The following is a 17,061-nucleotide window of genomic DNA, read 5'->3' as shown; positions in this document are numbered from 1 at the left end:
GGCTATTGACTTTCCTGTTTCGTGAGCGAGCCGTGTCGTGCAAACCAGCCGTGGTCTCGATACCACGCCACGGTATCGGCGACAGTCAGTTCCAGCGCCCTGAAACTCAGGCCGAGCGCGTGTTCGCTTTTGCTGTGGTTGAAGCGCGTACGGTCCTTTTCCCGCACCAGCAGGCGCAGCGTGGCCAAGCTTAGCAGGATGGGCTTGCCGGTGAGCCGCGCATACATTTCCTGGACTGCGGCCAGGCAGAACAGCAACGGCAACGGCAAATGCCGAGTAGGCGTCGGTACGCCGGCCAGACGGCCGACTATCGGTACCAGTTCGGCCATGGTCATATGCCGCCCTGCGGCCAGGTAGCGTTCACCGCTGCGTCCCTGGGTGGCTGCGGCAATCTGCGCCAAAGCCACATCGCGGGCATCCACCACCGAAAAACTACCCGGGATCAAGCCAGGCAGCTTGCCCTGCACCACATCGTTGACCAGTTGCCCGGCCGACGTCGGGCCGATGTCGCCAGGGCCCCACATCCAGCCTGGGAGTACCATGCAGGCGTACATGTCGGGGTGGGCCTGGAGAAACGCAGCCACCACACGGTCAGCGAGGATCTTGCTGCGGTAGTAGTCATCGGCATCTGCTTCGGCCCGCAGGCATGTCTCATCGATGGCTGTGCCAGGTGCGCCGTCGAGCACCGCAATGGACGAGGTGTGAATGAACCGGCGGATACCGGCCTGGTAGGCCTGTTCCAGCAGACGGCGGGTGCCGCTCACATTGATCTGCTCAAGTGCCTGCCAATGGCTGCCGCCCTTGTAGTTGTCGCGAAAGAATGCCGCCGTATGGAATACCGTATCGCAGCCGTGCAACGACGCCGCGAAGGCATCGACATCGGCCATGTCGCCCTCGACCAGCTCCACTTCGGGCAGATCGGCAAACTGCTGTCGGCCCTTTGCGCTCGACCGCACCAGCCCTTTGACCGTGTAGCCACGTGCGACCAGTTCACGCACCAGGTTGTTGCCCAGCAAGCCGGTTGCGCCGGTCACGAACACATTGCGCATGGCTCAACCCTCGCCCTGTTCGGCAGATGGCCGCAACGTGGCACTGTCGAAAAACACCGTTTCGCGAACCGCCAGGCCGTTTCTGAAGGTGAAGTGGGCCGCATACTGCAGGCAGACCCGGCGCCCATGGGCCGGAACGATCACCCCTGCCGGCAGCCACAGCGGCGAGCTGAAGGTGCCGGTCAGGACGGCGCTCATGGCCAGCCGATCGTCCGCGACCATGAACGGGGTCAGGGCCACCTGGGCATCAGGGAAAGCGCTGAACAACGCCAACTCGCGGGCGCGCATGGCTTCGCGCCCGGTTTGCCTGGTCATGCCATCCAGGTACACGAAGTCTTCGTCAACCAATGCCAGCAGCCCTTGCACATCACGCTGGTTGAAGGCGTTGGCGGCACGCTGGGCATAGTCCTTGGGGCCAGTCATCATGCATTGCATTCCATTCGTTCAGGGAGGGCCCAAGGTACTCCCGGGCTTGCTGTCGAAAAACAGCGGCTATTGCATAATCGCTTTGCATATTCGCAAAGCGTGGAGAAGCCGGCACAGATGGCGTTGCAGGAAAACTGGGATGATCTTCGGCTGTTGCTGGCGGTAGCGCGGCGTGGCAGCTTTCTTCGCGCTGGCGAGTTGCTGGGCATCGCGGCGTCGACCGTGTCGCGTCGCCTGACCCAGCTTGAGGCCGCACTGGCCGAGCCGCTGGTCGAGCGGGGCGTAGAAGGTTGCAGGCTGACTTCGCGCGGCCAAGCGCTGGTAGAGGTGGCCCTGGCAGCAGAAGCTGGCCTGCGCCGGCAAACTCGAGGCGGCGACGACGATCTGCCTTGTGCACTCTCTGGCACTGTCCAGGTGAGTGCAGGGGACGGCTTCTCGACGAGCGTGCTGGAGGCGGCCGATCGCTTTACCAGCCTGCACCCGGGTTGTTCGGTGGAGCTGACCGTGACCGCTGACTTTCACAAGATTGCCCGCGGCGTGGCGGACATTGCCGTGCGCACGGTCCACCTGGGGGAACCCTCACTGATCTATCGGCCCGTGGGCCGGCTTGGCTATGGCGTGTTCGCCGCTGCTGGTTACCTGCAGCGCTACCCGGGCGTTACCCCGGCGACGGCGGTCAATATCGGCCTGCTGCCGCCGCTGGATGCGTTACCGCAACTGCGTGCGGCCAAGGCAGGGGGGCTGGACCGGGCGCCCATCCGCGTGAGTTCGTTCATCGCACAACTCGAATCGGTGAGACGGGGCATGGGCGTTGCCGTACTGCCGAGGATACTGGCGAACGATCTGATCGAGCTGTTCCCGGACCTGCGCCTGCCAGACATGGAGGTCTACATGGTTACCCGGCCGCAGGCCTTGAAGCAGGCCCACATAAGGGCGTGTTTCGTAATCCTTGAGCAGGTGCTGCAGGAAGCCCTGGGAACCGGCTGAACAACATCCGATCAAGCCTTGCCGGGTATGCCATATTTACGCAGGCGCTGGGCAATGGCGGTGTGCGAGGTTTGCAAGCGCCCGGCCAGTTGCCGTGTAGATGGGTAGCTGGTGTACAGGCGTTGCAGCAGCTCGCGCTCGAAATCGGCCACCGCCTGCTCCAGGCTGGCCACTTCGCCGTCCTGGCCACGCGCCACCGAGGTGCCGGCGATGTCCAGGTCGCCGATATCCACCAGGTTGCCCTCGCAGATGGCCGCAGCGCGAAAGATCACGTTCTGCAACTGGCGCACATTGCCTGGCCAAGGGTTGGCCAGCAGTGCGCAATGGGTGGCCGGGGCCAGCCGGCAGGGCGGGCGCTGGATCTGCGTGCAGGCCTGTTGCATGAAGAAATGCGCCAGCATCAGGATGTCCTGGCCTCGGTCGCGCAGCGGCGGTACCTGCAGGTTGAGCACGTTGAGGCGGTAGAACAGGTCTTCACGGAAGCTACCGTCGGCGACCATGCGTTCCAGGTCACGGTGGGTGGCGCTGATGATGCGTACATCCACCTTCACTTCCCGGTCGCCACCTACCCGGCGGAAGCTGCCATCGCTGAGAAAGCGCAGCAGCTTGGCCTGCAGGTAGGGCGACATCTCGCCGATTTCATCGAGAAACACCGTGCCCTGGTTGGCCAGCTCCATCAGCCCGGGCTTGCCGCCTCGTTGCGCGCCGGTGAAGGCGCCCGGGGCGTAGCCGAACAGTTCGCTTTCGGCCAGGCTCTCGGGCAGCGCAGCGCAGTTCAGCGCCAGGAAGGGCGCCGCGTGGCGGCTGCTGATGGCGTGGCAGGCGCGGGCTACCAGCTCTTTGCCGGTGCCGGTTTCGCCGTGCACCAGCAGCGGCGCATCGAGCGTCGCCACACGCAGGGCTCGGGCCTTGAGGGTACGGATGGCCGGCGACTCGCCGAGCAAGGCATCGAAGCCTTCGGCATGGTCGTGGTGCAGGGCCGACAGGCGTTCGCCCATGCGTGTGGGTGGGTACAGGGTCAGCAGGCCACCGGCGTTGGTGATCGGCGTGGCGTCCAGCAGCAGGCTCTGGCCGTTGAGCTGCATCTCGCGCATCGGCAGGTGGAAGTTGTTGTCCAGCAGTGCCTGCAGCAGTGCCGGGTCGCCGAACAGCTCACCCACCGAGCGCCCCGCGGATTCGCGGCCGCACAGTTCGATCAGTGCCGGGTTGGCCAGCAGTACCTTGCCGGCACTGTCCACCGCCAGTACCGGGTCGCTCATCGCCGCGAGCAGGGCGTCGAGCTGCAGGTGGCGGCGTTGGCCGGGAAGGATGTCGACCACCTCCACCGATTGCACGCCCTGTACCTCGAATAGCGCGTCGTGCAGTTCTTCGAGCACGGCGGGGCTGAGGGTGGGGGCGTCGATGTAGACGTTCGGCGGGACCATCTCCACTGCGTCCAGGTTGAGGTTGCGGGCACCGAGCAGGGCGAGGACTTCCTGGGTGATGCCGACGCGGTCGATGAAGCTGACGTGGATGCGCATGGGGACGAAGAGGTGGTGGCTGGGGACGGCGGTAGTATGCCTCAACAACGCCGGGGCCGCTTTGCGGCCCATCGCGACGCAAGGCCGCTCCTACAGGGGAATGAGCTGCGCCCCAATGTCGGACATATGTCCCACCATCTGGGCGCAGCTCAAAATACATCACCTTTGTAGGAGCGGCCTTGCGTCGCGATGGGCTGCACAGCAGCCCCAGAAGGGTGGCATCACTCCAGATGTTCAGGCTTGATCGGGTCGCCCGACTTCACATCGAGTTTTTCACGGATGTCCGAGAACATATGGTCGTAGAGTTTGTGCGGCGAACCCAGGCTTTCGAATTTCTTGGGCGGCGCCAGGTATGACTGGGCCTTGCGGCTCAGGACCATGAGAAAACTGGGTAGCACCTGGTCCTTGGCCAGGAAGAACTTTTCTTCCACTGGCTTGCCCTCGATGCTGCCATGCATACGAAACTGGATGCCTCTGCCTTCCTTGGGGTCCGACGCAGCCTCGTATTCGATGTTCAGGTCATAGCTGTGGTCGTTCTTGTTCAGCGCGGTGCGCTCGATATGTACATGACCGGGTTGGTACTGGGCCATGGCAAGCTCCTTTGGAAGGTCGAAAATGGCGGGCATCAAGCGCCCGCCCACTGCATTCAACGGTAGCTGATACCCGGCTTCGCGGTGGAAACGCGCGTACCGGCGGTGCCTTTGACGATGTCCTCGATGTTTTCCAGCGAACTGATCACCGCCACCTTGCCGGTGTGGCGGGCAAAATCGCAGGCGGCCTGCACCTTGGGCCCCATGGAGCCGGCGGCGAAACCCAGGCGTTCGAGTTCGTCGGGGTGGGCCTGGGCGATGGCTTTCTGCGTGGGTTTGCCCCAGTCAATATAGGCGGCATCGACATCGGTGGCGATTATCAGAAGGTCGGCATCCAGCTGCTCGGCCAGCAGGGCTGAGCACAGGTCCTTGTCGATCACCGCCTCGATACCCTTGAGCTTGCGGTTTTCGTCGTACATGGTGGGGATGCCGCCACCGCCGGCGCAGATCACGATGCTGTTTTTTTCCAGCAACCACTTGATCGGGCGGATCTCGAAGATGCGCTTGGGTTTCGGGCTGGCCACCACGCGGCGGTACTTGTCGCCGTCGGCCTTGACTACCCAGCCTTTCTCCTTGGCCAGGCGCTCGGCCTCTTCCTTGGCATACACCGGGCCGATGAACTTGGTCGGGTCCTTGAAGGCGGGGTCGTTGGCGTCCACCTCCACCTGGGTCAGCAGGGTGGCGAACGGCACTTCGAAGGCCAGCAGGTTGCCCAGCTCCTGCTCGATCATGTAGCCGATCATGCCCTCGGTCTCGGCACCGAGCACGTCCAGCGGGTAGGCCTCGTCGGGCTTGTAGGAAAGCCCTTGCAGCGACAGCAGGCCGACTTGCGGGCCGTTGCCGTGGGCGATGACCAGTTCGTTGCCAGGGTGGATCTTGGCGATCTGCTCGGTGGCGGTGCGGATATTGGCGCGCTGGTTGTCAGCGGTCATGGGCTCGCCGCGACGCAGCAGGGCGTTGCCGCCCAATGCAACAACGATACGCATGGGGAATGTCCTTTAACGAAAAGAATGAGCTGCCGCTACACGGGGGTTGCAGGGTTCCCTGTGGGAGCGGGCGTGCCCGCGAAGAGGCCAGGCACCATCACTGGTGCGGCTGACGCATTCGCGGGCATGCCCGCTCCCACAAGTACAGCGCAGTCCCCCGGTAGGCGGGCGAGGCTTACAGGTCAGCCAGGGTCGACACCAGGATCGCCTTGATCGTGTGCATGCGGTTTTCCGCCTGCTCGAAGGCGATGCAGGCCGGCGACTCGAACACGTCGTCAGTCACTTCGATACCGTTGGCCAGGTCCGGGTATTGTTCGGCGATCTGCTTGCCCACCTTGGTTTCGGAGTTGTGGAACGCCGGCAGGCAGTGCATGAACTTGGTCCGCGGGTTGCCGGTGGACTTCATCAGCTGCGTGTTGACCTGGTACGGCTTGAGCAGCTTGATGCGCTCGCCCCAGGCCTCGATCGGCTCGCCCATCGATACCCAGACGTCGGTGTGCACGAAGTCCACGCCTTTGACCGCGGCCACCGGGTCCTCGGTGAGGGTGATGCGCGCGCCGCTTTCCTCGGCGTACTTGCGGCAGCGCTCGACCAGGTCGTCATGCGGCCACAGTGCCTTGGGCGCGGCGATGCGCACGTCCATGCCGAGCTTGGCACCGATCAGCAGCAGCGAGTTGCCCATGTTGTTGCGGGCATCGCCCAGGTAGGCGTAGCTGATGTCGTGCAACGGCTTGTCGCTGTGCTCGCGCATGGTCAGCACGTCGGCGATCATCTGGGTCGGGTGGTATTCGTCGGTCAGGCCGTTGAACACCGGCACGCCGGCGAACTTGGCCAGCTCCTCGACGATTTCCTGCTTGAAGCCACGGTACTCGATGGCGTCGTACATGCGCCCGAGCACGCGGGCGGTGTCCTTCATGCTTTCCTTGTGGCCGATCTGCGAGGAGGTCGGGTCAATGTAGGTGACGTTGGCGCCTTGGTCATAGGCGGCCACTTCGAAGGCGCAGCGGGTACGGGTGGAGGTTTTTTCGAAGATCAGGGCGATGTTGTTGCCCTTCAGGTGCTGTTGCTCGGTGCCGGTGTACTTGGCGCGCTTGAGGTCGCGGGACAGGTCCAGCAGGTAGCGCAGCTCGCGGGTGGTGTGGTGTTCCAGGCTGAGCAGGTTGCGGTTGTGAATGTTGAACGCCATGACTTATCTCCTTGAGTTTGGTGAACGCACCGGCCGCCGCTGGGTATGGGCGGCCGGGGGTATGGTCGTTAGTAGTCGATCGGGTCGCGTACGATCGGGCAGGTCATGCAGTGGCCGCCGCCACGGCCGCGGCCCAGTTCACCGGCGCTGATGGTGATGACTTCGATCCCGGCCTTGCGCAGCAGGGTATTGGTGTAGGTGTTGCGGTCGTAGCCAATGACCACGCCCGGCTCGATGGCCACCACGTTGTTGCCGTCATCCCACTGTTCGCGTTCGGCGGCGAAGCTGTTGCCGCCGGTTTCGACCACGCGCAGCTTGACCCCCAGTTGCTCGCCCACCACCTCGATGAACGACTTGTGTTCGCGGCGCACGTCCATGCCATATGGCTTGCTCTCGTCCGGGCGAATGATGAACGGCACGATCTCCTTGACCACTTCCGGGAAGACCGTGACCAGGTCGCGATCGCAGAAGCTGAACACGGTATCCAGGTGCATGGCGGCACGCGATTTGGGCAGGCCGGCAACAATGACCTTTTCCACCGCGCCCTTGGCGAACAGGTTCTGCGCCAACTGGCCGATGGCCTGGCGCGAGGTGCGCTCGCCCATGCCGATCAGCACGATGCCCTTGCCGATTGGCATGACATCGCCGCCTTCGAGGGTGGACTGGCCGTGCTCCTTGTCCGGGTCGCCGTACCACACCTGGAAGTCGGCGTTGGTGAACTGCGGGTGGAACTTGTAGATGGCAGTGGTCAGCAGGGTTTCCTGACGTCGCGCCGGCCAGTACATCGGGTTCAGTGTCACGCCGCCGTAGATCCAGCAGGTGGTGTCACGGGTGAACTGGGTGTTGGGCAGCGGTGGCAGGATGAAGCTGGAGTGGCCCAGATAGTCGTTGTACATCTTGACCACCTCGGCACCTTCGCTTTGCGGCAGGTCCTGGCCAGCCACGCCGCCAATCAGGAACTCGGCCAGATGGCGCGGTTCGAGGCCTTCGAGCCAGCTGCGCACTTCGTTGGTCAGGCCGACACCGACAGTGTCGGGGGTGATCTTGCGATCGAGAATCCACTTCAGCGCTTCGGGTTGCTGGACGATGTCGGTCAGCAGGTTGTGCATCTCCAGCACATCCACGCCCCGTTCGCGCATCTTGGTGACGAAGTCGAAATGGTCACGCTTGGCCTGGTCGACCCAGATCACATCGTCGAACAGCAGCTCGTCACAGTTGCTCGGCGTCAGGCGCTTGTGCGCCAGGCCCGGCGAGCAAACCATCACTTTGCGCAGTTTGCCGGCTTCGGAGTGGACACCGTACTTCTGTTTTGCAGCGGACATGGTTCATTCCTCCAATTGAACGAAGACGTGGATCACAGGGTCAGGAAGCCGTCGTACAGGCCGAAGGCTGCCACCAGGGCACCGATGACCACGGCTGCGAAGATCAGTTTTTCCACGTTGGTGAAGACAGGCTGGCCAACCTCACGCTTGGCCTTGGCGAACAGGATCGCGCCAGGTGCGTAGAGCAGGGCCGAGAGCAGCAGGTATTTCACGCCGCCGGCGTACAGCAGCCAGATCGCGTACACCAGGGCGATGCCACCGATGATCAGGTCCTTCTGCCGTTCGGCCAGGGCCTGTTCGTAGGTTTCGCTGCGCACTGCCAGCAGCACGGCATAGGCGGCCGACCACAGGTAGGGCACCAGGATCATCGACGTGGCCAGGTAGATCAGCGACAGGTAGGTGCTTTCGGAGAACAGCGTGATCACCAGGAAGATCTGCACCATGGCGTTGGTCAGCCACAGGGCGTTGGCCGGTACCTGCTTGGCGTTCTCGCGGCGCAGGAACTCCGGCATGGTGTGGTCCTTGGCGGCGGCGAACATGATCTCGGCGCACAGCAGCACCCACGACAGCAGGGCCCCGAGCAGCGAGATGACCAGGCCGACGCTGATCAGCACCGCGCCCCAGTGGCCGACTACATGTTCCAGCACGGCGGCCATCGACGGGTTCTGCAGCTTGGCCAGTTCCGGTTGGGTCATGATGCCCAGCGACAGCACGTTGACCAGTACCAGGAACAGCAGCACGGTCACGAAGCCGATCACCGTGGCCTTGCCCACGTCGCTGCGTTTTTCCGCCCGCGCCGAGAAGATGCTCGCGCCTTCGATGCCGATGAACACCCACACGGTGACCAGCATCATGTTGCGCACCTGGTTCATCACGCTGCCCAGCTCTGGCGTGCCCAGGCCCCAGATGTCGGCGGTGAAGATGTCGAGTTTGAAGGCGAACAGGCAGATCAGGGCGAACAGCACCAGCGGCACCACTTTGGCGATGGTGGTGACCAGGTTGATGAATGCCGCTTCCTTGATGCCGCGCAGTACCAGGAAGTGCACCGCCCACAGCAGCACCGAGGCGCCGATGATGGCGGCCGGGGTGTTGCCTTCGCCAAAGATCGGGAAGAAGTAGCCCAAGGTGCTGAACAACAGCACGAAGTAGCCGACGTTGCCCAGCCAGGCACTGATCCAGTAGCCCCAGGCCGAGGAGAAGCCCATGTAGTCACCAAAACCGGCCTTGGCGTAGGCATACACCCCGCCATCCAGGTCAGGCTTGCGGTTGGCCAGGGTCTGGAACACGAACGCCAGGGTCAGCATGCCGACCGCGGTAATGGCCCAGCCGATCAGCACTGCGCCGACCCCGGCGCTGGCCGCCATGTTTTGCGGCAGCGAGAAGATCCCGCCACCAATCATCGAACCGACGACAAGTGCAACTAACGCGCCGAGTTTTAGTTTTCCGGACGAATCAGACATTTAACAACTCCTGCCAGGAGAAAGTTGACGACAGAGTAAATCCGACGCCGCTGCCATACGCTGACTTAGGTCAGTTCATGGCGACGTGAAGTGGGAAAAATCCTTCACGGTACTCCTGGAGAGTGCCGACAGCTTCTGCTGCAGGCCTTGCGCGCTGGCACCTCCATGTCCTTCTAGAGCAAACGCTCTGTTCTGCCTGCGATGCTTGAAGCTAGTCGCTTTTGCCGCTTTCGCAAATTTTTGACAAGAATTTTGAGTTTTATCAGGCGCTTTCCTAGTTGCCCCGGCAGGTGCTAGTTTTCCCGTAGCTGCGTTATAGACAGAGCAGTTATGAGTACTGTAGCTTCATCGATCTCTAACATTATAAGTAACAATATTTATATAGCCCGCTTGGCTGTTTCAAACCTGTGACAGTGGGCAAAAAAACAGGAGGCACATGAGCGAACCGGGACAGAAGCTGCGCCTCGGCGCGCTGATCGCGCTGGTGGTCGGCTCGATGATCGGTGGCGGGATCTTCTCGCTGCCGCAGAACATGGCGGCGCGTGCTGAAGTGGGGGCGGTGCTGATCGGCTGGGCCATTACCGCGGTCGGCATGCTGGCGCTGGCGTTCGTGTTCCAGACCTTGGCCAACCGCAAGCCGGCGCTGGATTCAGGTGTGTACGCCTACGCCAAGGCCGGCTTTGGCGACTACATGGGCTTTTCCTCGGCCTGGGGCTACTGGATCAGCGCCTGGCTGGGCAACGTTGGCTACTTCGTGTTGTTGTTCAGCACCCTGGGGTTCTACTTCCCTGTGTTTGGCGAAGGCAACACGCCGATCGCCATCGGCTGTGCCTCGCTGCTGCTGTGGGCGGTGCATTTTCTGGTGCTGCGCGGCATCAAGGAAGCGGCGTTCATCAACCAGGTGACCACCGTGGCCAAGGTCGTGCCGTTGCTGATTTTCGTGGTGATTGCAGCGTTCGCCTTCCGTGCCGATATCTTCACCCGGGACATCTGGGGCCTGGGCAACCCGCAGTTCGGCAGCGTGTTGGAGCAGGTGCGCAACATGATGCTGGTTACCGTGTTCGTGTTCATCGGCATCGAAGGTGCCAGCGTGTATTCCGGGCGTGCCCAGCGCCGTGCGGATGTGGGCAAGGCCACGGTGATCGGCTTTCTCGGGGTGCTGGCGCTGCTGGTACTGGTCAACGTGCTGTCCTTGGGCACCATGACCCAGCCGGAGCTGGCCGGGTTGCAGAACCCGTCGCTGGCCTCGGTGCTGGAGCATATCGTCGGGCCCTGGGGCGCCCTGCTGATCAGCCTCGGCCTGGCGGTTTCGCTGCTCGGCGCGCTGTTGTCGTGGGCGCTGCTGTGTGCCGAGATCCTCTACGCCACGGCGCGCGACAAGACCATGCCGCGTTTCCTGGCCAAGGAAAACGCCAACCATGTGCCGGCCAACGCCCTGTGGCTGACCAACTGCATGATCCAGGGGTTTCTGCTGATCACGCTGTTTTCCGCCGGTACCTATACCAGCCTGATCTACCTCGCCTCGTCGATGATCCTGGTGCCCTACCTGTGGTCGGCGGCCTACGCCGTGCTGCTGGCGGTGCGCGGAGAAACCTACGCCGGGCAGCCGGCGCTGCGCCGCAAGGACCTGCTGGTGGCGCTGGTTGCCTTGCTGTATGCCATCTGGCTGCTCTATGCCGGCGGCCTCAAGTACCTGCTGTTGTCGGCGTTGCTCTACGCCCCGGGGGTGATTTTGTTCGCCAGGGCCAAGCGTGAGCAGGGCCAGACCTTGTTCAGCCATTGGGAAAAGCTGATATTTGCCGCCGTGCTGGCAGGCGCCGCATTGGCCGCCTATGCCCTGTACTCAGGGCTGCTGAGCCTGTGAAGGGGCAGGGCTGGGATGCTCGGGGCGTGACCAGATCCACAGGTTGCCCAGGGTCATGCCGGCAATGGCCAAGTATACCGGCCAGTGGTGTTGCAGCAGCGTCAGCATCAGCCCTGCGCACAGCAGCATGCTGAGTGTCGCGCTCACTTTCGCCCGCCGCTGGATCACCTTGCCATTGCGCCAGTTGTACAGGATCGGCCCGAACAGCCGGTGGCTTTCCAGCCAGGCCGACAGCCGCGGTGAACTGCGGGTAGCCGCCCAGGCCGCCAGCAGGATGAATTCGGTGGTCGGCAGGCCGGGAATGACAATCGCCACCAGGCCCACGCCCAGGCTGACATAAGCCAGGATCGCATACAGCAGGCGGGCGAGTTTCGAGCGGGCGGGTCGGGTCATGGTCTCACTGCATAAAAAGCGGTCGGCCACCGACAGGGTGGCCGGGTATGGCCTGTCAAGCCAGCGCGGCATGCGTAGCATAGGCGTGCCTGAGCAGTTCGGTGAAGCGCTCGAAGGCAGCCACTGCGCCGCGTTCGGCAGCAGCCTCGTCGTCGGCCGACAACGCCAGGCCATCAATAATACGGGTGAACTGTTTCCAGCCTTCGGCGCGGCCCCCGGCCGGCTCGCCGAGGTGGCGGGCACCGAAGCTGTCGGACAGGCCCAGGGCCATGGCGCGCTTGATCAGAAACGCCGCGCCCAGTTTGGAGCCTTCGGAGACGAAGATCCAGCCCATTGCCTCGCCCAGGCCTGGATTGCGCAGGGCACCTGGCACGGCGGGTGGCACTTCGGTGTCGAGGTCGGCGAGGTCCAGGCGGGCCTGTTCGGCGCGGCAGCGCTCGGCCAGGTCGGGGACGATGGCGATCAGTTGCGGGTCGTTGTACAGGGCCTGCAGCTCGGCCTGGAACAGGTACTGGGCGATCACGAAGCGGGCGAAGCTTTCGCGGCTGTCGAAGGGTGCGTGGGCTTTGACCAGGGCATCCAGTTCGGCATGGGGGGCGTGGGTGATCTGGTTGAGGCGCTGGGAGCGCAGGGCTGGGCGGTCGGTCATGGGGCAGTCCTTGGAAAGGGGGCATCTAGAGACAAGACGAAACAGCGGGGACGGAACAGTAAAAAATCGGGTTTTCGTGTTGCCTGTACTGGCCTCTTCGCGGGCATGCCCGCTCCCACAGGTCCAGCGCAGGCCCAAGGCTTGCGCAGTACCTGTGGGAGCGGGCGAGCCCGCGAAGAGGCCGTTACAGGTGCAAAGGGTCAGATATCCCAGACCACATTGATGCCGAAGTTGCGCCCCGGCATGCTCAGGCGGTCGATGTTGGCTGGCTGGGTCACTGCCGCTTCACCCTGGCCGTCGTAGCTGCGCACCGAATCCCACTGCCAGTACTTCTTGTCGGTGAGGTTGTACAGGCCAGCGTTGATGGTGACGTCGTCGCTGACCCGGTAGTAGCCGGTCAGGTCCAGTACGCCGTAGCCCGGGGTGCGGAACTTGCTGGCGGAGCCGTCGGGCGAATGGAAGCTGCTGTCGTCGACGCGGGTCTTGCGCTTGACCAGTGTCCAGCTCAGCAGGCCACCATATTGCTGTTGCTCGTAACCCAGGCCGAACACACCCTTGAGCGGGTTGACGCTGTTCAGCGGTGCGCCGCTGTCATCGTTGCGGCCGTAGGTATAGGCAAGCGAGCCCTGGCCATACAGGCCCTGCGGCGCGCCGAAGCGGTCGAGGTTCAGGCGGCCCTTGAACTCGGCGCCCTTGATGGTGGCGTGCTCGATGTTGCTGGCGCGGAAGGTCTGTTCCAGGTTGGCGCTCTGCACCGCGTCTTCATCGATGAAGTCGCGGTACTTGTTGTAGAACACCGCCACATCGAAGCTGCCGGCGTCGAAGTTGCCGCGCAGGCCGGTTTCATAGCTTTTGCTCTTTTCCGGTTCCAGGCCTGGGTTGCCTTCCACGCGGTAGCCCTGGTCGAGGTTCTGGAATTTGCCGAACATGGCTTTGGCGGTCGGCGTGCGGAAGCCTTCGGCGTACTGGCCGTACCAGGTGTAGTTATCGTTGAAGGCATAGGTGAGGCCGAACTTGGGCGAGACACGGTGCCACTTCCTGGTGGAATCGTCCTGGGAGGTGGGCGCCGCACCGGTGGATTCCAGGCCGCGCAGGTATTCCTCGGTGAACCTTGGCTCCATGCGCGTGTAGTCATAGCGTGCACCGGGCAGGAAGGTCCAGTCGTTCCAGCGGATTTCATCCTGCACGAACAGGCTGTAGGTGTTCACGGTCGGGTCGGGGAAGTCGCTGACCAGGGCCTGGCCATCGGCCGGGCGATCAGCACCGGCGGCAGGGCAACCTGCGCCAACGGCCAGGCAGGTACCGGTGCCGCTGCGCGAGCCGGTGACCTTCTCATGCCTTAGGGTGGTGCCGTAGGTCAGCAGGTGGTCGCTGGCGCCAATGCTGAAGGCCTTGTCCAGCTGCGCATCGAACACCCACTGGCGATCCTTGTAGAGGGTATCGCGGGTGCGCAACACCTGGCGGGTAAACGGGGCGTAGATTTCCTCGGTATGCTGGTCGGTCTTGGCAACCTGGTAGTTGAGGCTCCACTTCAGGTGGTCGGCCACCGGCGATGCCAGGCCCAACTCATGGCTGATGCCGAAGCGCTCACGGGTGATGACGTCGTTGCCGCTACGCGCCTTGTAGAACCCCATGCCCTTGCCGCCGCCGATGAACGGCCCGCCCACCGCGCTGAGGATATTCTGCTCGCGGTCATCCTTGTAGTGTTCGTAGGTAAAGCCCAGGCGAGCATCCTCGGCGTAGTCCCAGCCCAGCTTGGCCAGCACGTTGGTGGTGCGTGCGTCCATCGGGTTGGCTTCGCTACGCGACAGCCCGGCGCCGCTGTGGCCGCCGTGGGTCTCGGTCTCATGGCCGTTGCGCTGGCTCAGGTGCAGCAGGCCGTCGACGTCACCTTGGCGAGCGGCGACAGTGGCGGAGGTCAGCCAGCTTTCGTCGGCCGAGCTGTAGCCGCTCTTCAGGCGTGCGCCGGCGTCCTTGCCGGGCTTGATGATGTCGTCCGGGTCGAGGGTGAAATAGCTGACCGCGCCACCGATGGCGTTGCTGCCATACAGCACCGAGGCTGGGCCGCGCAGGATTTCCACGCGTTTGACGATTTCCGGGTCGACGTAGTTGCGCTGGGTCTGGGCGTAGGGGCCATAGAAGAAACTGTCGGGGATCGACACGCCGTCGACCTGGGTGAGGATTCGCTCGCCGTCGATGCCACGGATGTTGTAGCCGTTCAGGCCGCTGCGCTGGCCGGTGCCGGCCACTGACACCCCTGGCTCATAGCGCACCAGGTCGTGGATAGTGTTGACGTTCTGCCGGTCCAGTTGTTCGCGGGTCTGCACGCTGACGGTGCTCGGCACCTGGCTGACGTCCTGGGCGCTGCGGGTGGCGCTGACGGTGACCTGCTGCAGGGCGACCACGTTATTGCCGGCCTGGCGTTCGAGCACCACATTGCCGTTGCCGATCTTGCGCACGCCCAGGCCGGTGCCGTGCAGCAGGCGCTTGAGTGCGGCTTCCGGCAGTAGCGCGCCGTGCACGCCTGGCGAGACTACGCCGTCGGCCAGCTCGGCGCTGAAGCCGACCTGCCAGCCGGTGACCTGGCTGAAGGCATTGATGGCCGTCACCAGTGGTTGCTGGCCGATGTTGAAGCGGTATTCACCCATGCGCGGGCTGCTGGCCTGGGCCGGCTCGGCGGCCAGCGTCGGCAGGCTGCAGGTGCCGCTGGCGAGCAGGGCCAGGGTCAGCAGGGACAGTGGCACTGTACGGCGGGGAAGGGTGGAGGGGCGGGTAGGACCTGTGGACATCGAAAGCGCTCCCTGACGCGCGGACTGTTATAGGTGTTGGCTGTTCCTGTTTTGAAACAAGAATCGGTCGCATTGGCTATAACGAGACGGGCGAGGTGACGCGACCGCGTAAAAATAAATACAAGACCGTGCGCCCTATCGCCGGCAAGCCAGCGCGTTACCTGTAGGAGCGGATTTATCCGCGATGCAGGCGGCGCGGTGTGTGCGGGGTCGCCAGCGATCAAGCCGGCCTAGGCAAAAGATCAGTTCAGGATGACCAGCGCCGGGTACTCATGCAGCCGGGCCGAGGTGATGTGGGCCAGCGCGCGCAGGGTCTGCAGGGGCTGGTCGAGGCGGTAGTTGCCAGTCACCGTCACGTTTTCCAGCTGCGTATTGCGGTTGATGATCCAGCCTGGGTAGTAGCGCCGCAGCTCTGCCAGCACCTGGCTCAGCGGGCAGTCTTCAAACACCAGGCGGCCCTCCACCCAGGCCAGGTCCTTGCGCATGTCGGGGCGCTGGCGCTGGCCAAAACCATGGGGGCCGATGCTGATGCTTTCGCCGGCACTCAGGCGGATACGCTGGTCGCGGGCGCCCTGCAAGTCGACATCGCCGCGTTGCACCCGCACTTGTGCTTCGCCGCCAAGGTAGCGCACGGCAAAGTCGGTATCGCCCACCTGGGCGCGCAGCGGCCCGGCCTGTACTTCCAGTGGCAACCGTGCTTCTCCGGCAACCTGGAAATAGGCCTCACCTTGCAGCAGGCGGGCGACCTGGCGGCCGTCACGGTACTCGCTGGCGAATGCCGAATCGGTGTTGAGCAACACTTTCGCCCCGTTGTCCAGTTGCAGGCGCTGGCGTTCGCCGACCAGCGTCAGGTGATCGGCCTGCAGGCGCAGGGGCAGGTTGCCAAAGGTGCACAGCCCGACCAGCAGCAGCGCGGCGGTAGCCAGCGGTTTCCAGTGGCTGCGCAGGCGCCCACGCCACGACCGGCGCTGTTGCAGATGCATCTGCACGGCCACCTGGCGCAGCGGTGCGCCGTGCCACAGGGCTTCGGCCTCGACATAGGCTTCGGCGTTTTCCGCTGCTGCGCTCAGCCAGGCTTCGAAGGCCAGGGTCTCCTCGGCATCGGCGCATTGCAGGCGTACCAGCCAGTCCAGCGCCTCGTCCATGGCACGGGCACGGGCGTCTGGGCCGGCGGGTGACGGGCGGGGGGCGGGGCTGTCGGTCACGGTGAATCCCTGAATGGTCTTTTCTGCGAATGATCAAGGCTGGGGCGGGTGGGTAGCAAGGGCTTTGCGTCGCCTCACTTGAGGCGGTCGGCAACACCCATGCAGATCGCCATGATCAGTTTCAGTTCCTTCTGGACCGTGCTGGGCGAAACTTTCAGTTGTTCGGCAATTTCCAGGTAGGTGGCGCCATGCAGGCGGCTGAGGATGAAAATGCGTTGCTGGCGTTCGCTCAGCTGGCCAAGGCTGACGCTCAACTGCTTGAGCAACTGTTCGGCATGCGCGGCATCCTCGCTGCTGGAGGCCGGCGCGGCCACGCTATGCAGCACCTCGTCGGGCACATCGTCGACCAGCATGCGCGATTGCACCCGGCGTGCGCGCAGGTGGTCGAGGGCCAGGTTGCGCGCGGTCTGGAACACGAACGGTTCGATGTGTTCGACGCGCCGCTCAGCGAGGGCGCGGGATACCCGCAGGTAGGTCTCCTGCAACAGGTCCTCGGCCGTGTTCGGGTTGCCAACCATGCGCTGCAGGGTACGCAGCAGGCTCAGGCGCTGGACGAGGAAGACGGAATTGAACCGGGACTGACTCACGAGGGGACCTGGGCGACAAGGGGTTAATGATAATGCTTATCATCCTTG

At 63.7% G+C, this 17,061-nt stretch carries 15 protein-coding genes; 2 read left to right on the top strand and 13 right to left on the bottom strand.

Annotation, left to right across the window (positions count from 1 at the left end; all coding sequences use genetic code 11):
- Positions 1-2: 2 nt before the first annotated feature.
- Positions 3-1,049: an SDR family oxidoreductase gene (locus JKP78_RS10670; protein WP_200626645.1), complete on the bottom strand. Its 1,047-nt coding sequence runs from the start codon at positions 1,047-1,049 to the stop codon at positions 3-5.
- A gap of 3 nt (positions 1,050-1,052) precedes the next feature.
- Positions 1,053-1,475, bottom strand: a complete 423-nt coding sequence (locus tag JKP78_RS10665; protein ID WP_186686163.1) for an ester cyclase — start codon at positions 1,473-1,475, stop codon at positions 1,053-1,055.
- A 117-nt stretch (positions 1,476-1,592) separates the two neighbouring features.
- Between JKP78_RS10665 and JKP78_RS10660 the strand changes: the two genes are divergently transcribed.
- Positions 1,593-2,462 carry a LysR family transcriptional regulator gene (locus tag JKP78_RS10660; protein WP_200626644.1) on the top strand — a complete coding sequence of 290 codons (870 nt, stop codon included), beginning with the start codon at positions 1,593-1,595 and terminating at the stop codon, positions 2,460-2,462.
- 11 nt (positions 2,463-2,473) lie between these two features.
- On the opposite strand, the gene JKP78_RS10655 is transcribed toward JKP78_RS10660, so the two are convergent.
- The 6 genes from JKP78_RS10655 to arcD (JKP78_RS10630) all read right to left on the bottom strand — a co-directional run bounded on the left by JKP78_RS10655 (position 2,474) and on the right by arcD (JKP78_RS10630) (position 9,526).
- Positions 2,474-3,982 carry a sigma-54-dependent transcriptional regulator gene (locus JKP78_RS10655; protein ID WP_170034054.1) on the bottom strand — a complete coding sequence of 503 codons (1,509 nt, stop codon included), beginning with the start codon at positions 3,980-3,982 and terminating at the stop codon, positions 2,474-2,476.
- Between the two features lie 221 nt (positions 3,983-4,203).
- Entirely contained in the window at positions 4,204-4,572 is a 369-nt protein-coding gene (locus JKP78_RS10650) for a DUF5064 family protein (protein WP_170028439.1), read from the bottom strand.
- 56 nt (positions 4,573-4,628) lie between these two features.
- The gene (gene arcC, locus JKP78_RS10645) at positions 4,629-5,558 is read right to left on the bottom strand and encodes a carbamate kinase (protein ID WP_170028440.1); all 930 of its coding nucleotides are present in this window, start codon (positions 5,556-5,558) and stop codon (positions 4,629-4,631) included.
- Between the two features lie 175 nt (positions 5,559-5,733).
- Positions 5,734-6,744: an ornithine carbamoyltransferase gene (locus tag JKP78_RS10640; protein ID WP_170028441.1), complete on the bottom strand. Its 1,011-nt coding sequence runs from the start codon at positions 6,742-6,744 to the stop codon at positions 5,734-5,736.
- Between the two features lie 68 nt (positions 6,745-6,812).
- The gene (arcA, locus tag JKP78_RS10635) at positions 6,813-8,066 is read right to left on the bottom strand and encodes an arginine deiminase (RefSeq protein ID WP_186686155.1); all 1,254 of its coding nucleotides are present in this window, start codon (positions 8,064-8,066) and stop codon (positions 6,813-6,815) included.
- 32 nt (positions 8,067-8,098) lie between these two features.
- A complete protein-coding gene (gene arcD, locus JKP78_RS10630) occupies positions 8,099-9,526 on the bottom strand; it encodes an arginine-ornithine antiporter (protein WP_170028443.1) in 1,428 nt (475 codons plus the stop codon).
- Positions 9,527-9,962: 436 nt separating this feature from the next.
- Between arcD (JKP78_RS10630) and arcD (JKP78_RS10625) the strand changes: the two genes are divergently transcribed.
- Positions 9,963-11,390, top strand: coding sequence for an arginine-ornithine antiporter (arcD, locus tag JKP78_RS10625; RefSeq protein WP_186686152.1), 1,428 nt, complete (start codon positions 9,963-9,965; stop codon positions 11,388-11,390).
- Here the strand turns inward: arcD (JKP78_RS10625) and JKP78_RS10620 are convergent.
- The 5 genes from JKP78_RS10620 to JKP78_RS10600 all read right to left on the bottom strand — a co-directional run bounded on the left by JKP78_RS10620 (position 11,370) and on the right by JKP78_RS10600 (position 17,013).
- Entirely contained in the window at positions 11,370-11,783 is a 414-nt protein-coding gene (locus JKP78_RS10620; RefSeq protein WP_170028445.1) for a YbaN family protein, read from the bottom strand. The two genes, arcD (JKP78_RS10625) and JKP78_RS10620, sit on opposite strands and share 21 nt — an antisense overlap.
- Positions 11,784-11,838: 55 nt before the next feature.
- Entirely contained in the window at positions 11,839-12,432 is a 594-nt protein-coding gene (locus JKP78_RS10615; RefSeq protein ID WP_186686149.1) for a biliverdin-producing heme oxygenase, read from the bottom strand.
- A 200-nt stretch (positions 12,433-12,632) separates the two neighbouring features.
- Complete coding sequence (locus tag JKP78_RS10610) at positions 12,633-15,221, bottom strand: TonB-dependent receptor (protein WP_200626643.1); 2,589 nt, start codon at positions 15,219-15,221, stop codon at positions 12,633-12,635.
- Positions 15,222-15,463: 242 nt separating this feature from the next.
- Complete coding sequence (locus tag JKP78_RS10605) at positions 15,464-16,426, bottom strand: FecR family protein (RefSeq protein ID WP_186686143.1); 963 nt, start codon at positions 16,424-16,426, stop codon at positions 15,464-15,466.
- Positions 16,427-16,500: 74 nt separating this feature from the next.
- The gene (locus JKP78_RS10600; RefSeq protein WP_170028449.1) at positions 16,501-17,013 is read right to left on the bottom strand and encodes an RNA polymerase sigma factor; all 513 of its coding nucleotides are present in this window, start codon (positions 17,011-17,013) and stop codon (positions 16,501-16,503) included.
- Positions 17,014-17,061 lie beyond the last annotated feature (48 nt).

This window comes from Pseudomonas sp. LAM2023 (assembly GCF_016620375.1).
Classification (GTDB): Bacteria; Pseudomonadota; Gammaproteobacteria; order Pseudomonadales; family Pseudomonadaceae; genus Aquipseudomonas; species Aquipseudomonas anuradhapurensis.
The sequence above is the reverse complement of the archived record's forward strand: the minus strand, read 5'-3'. Positions and strand labels throughout refer to the sequence as shown.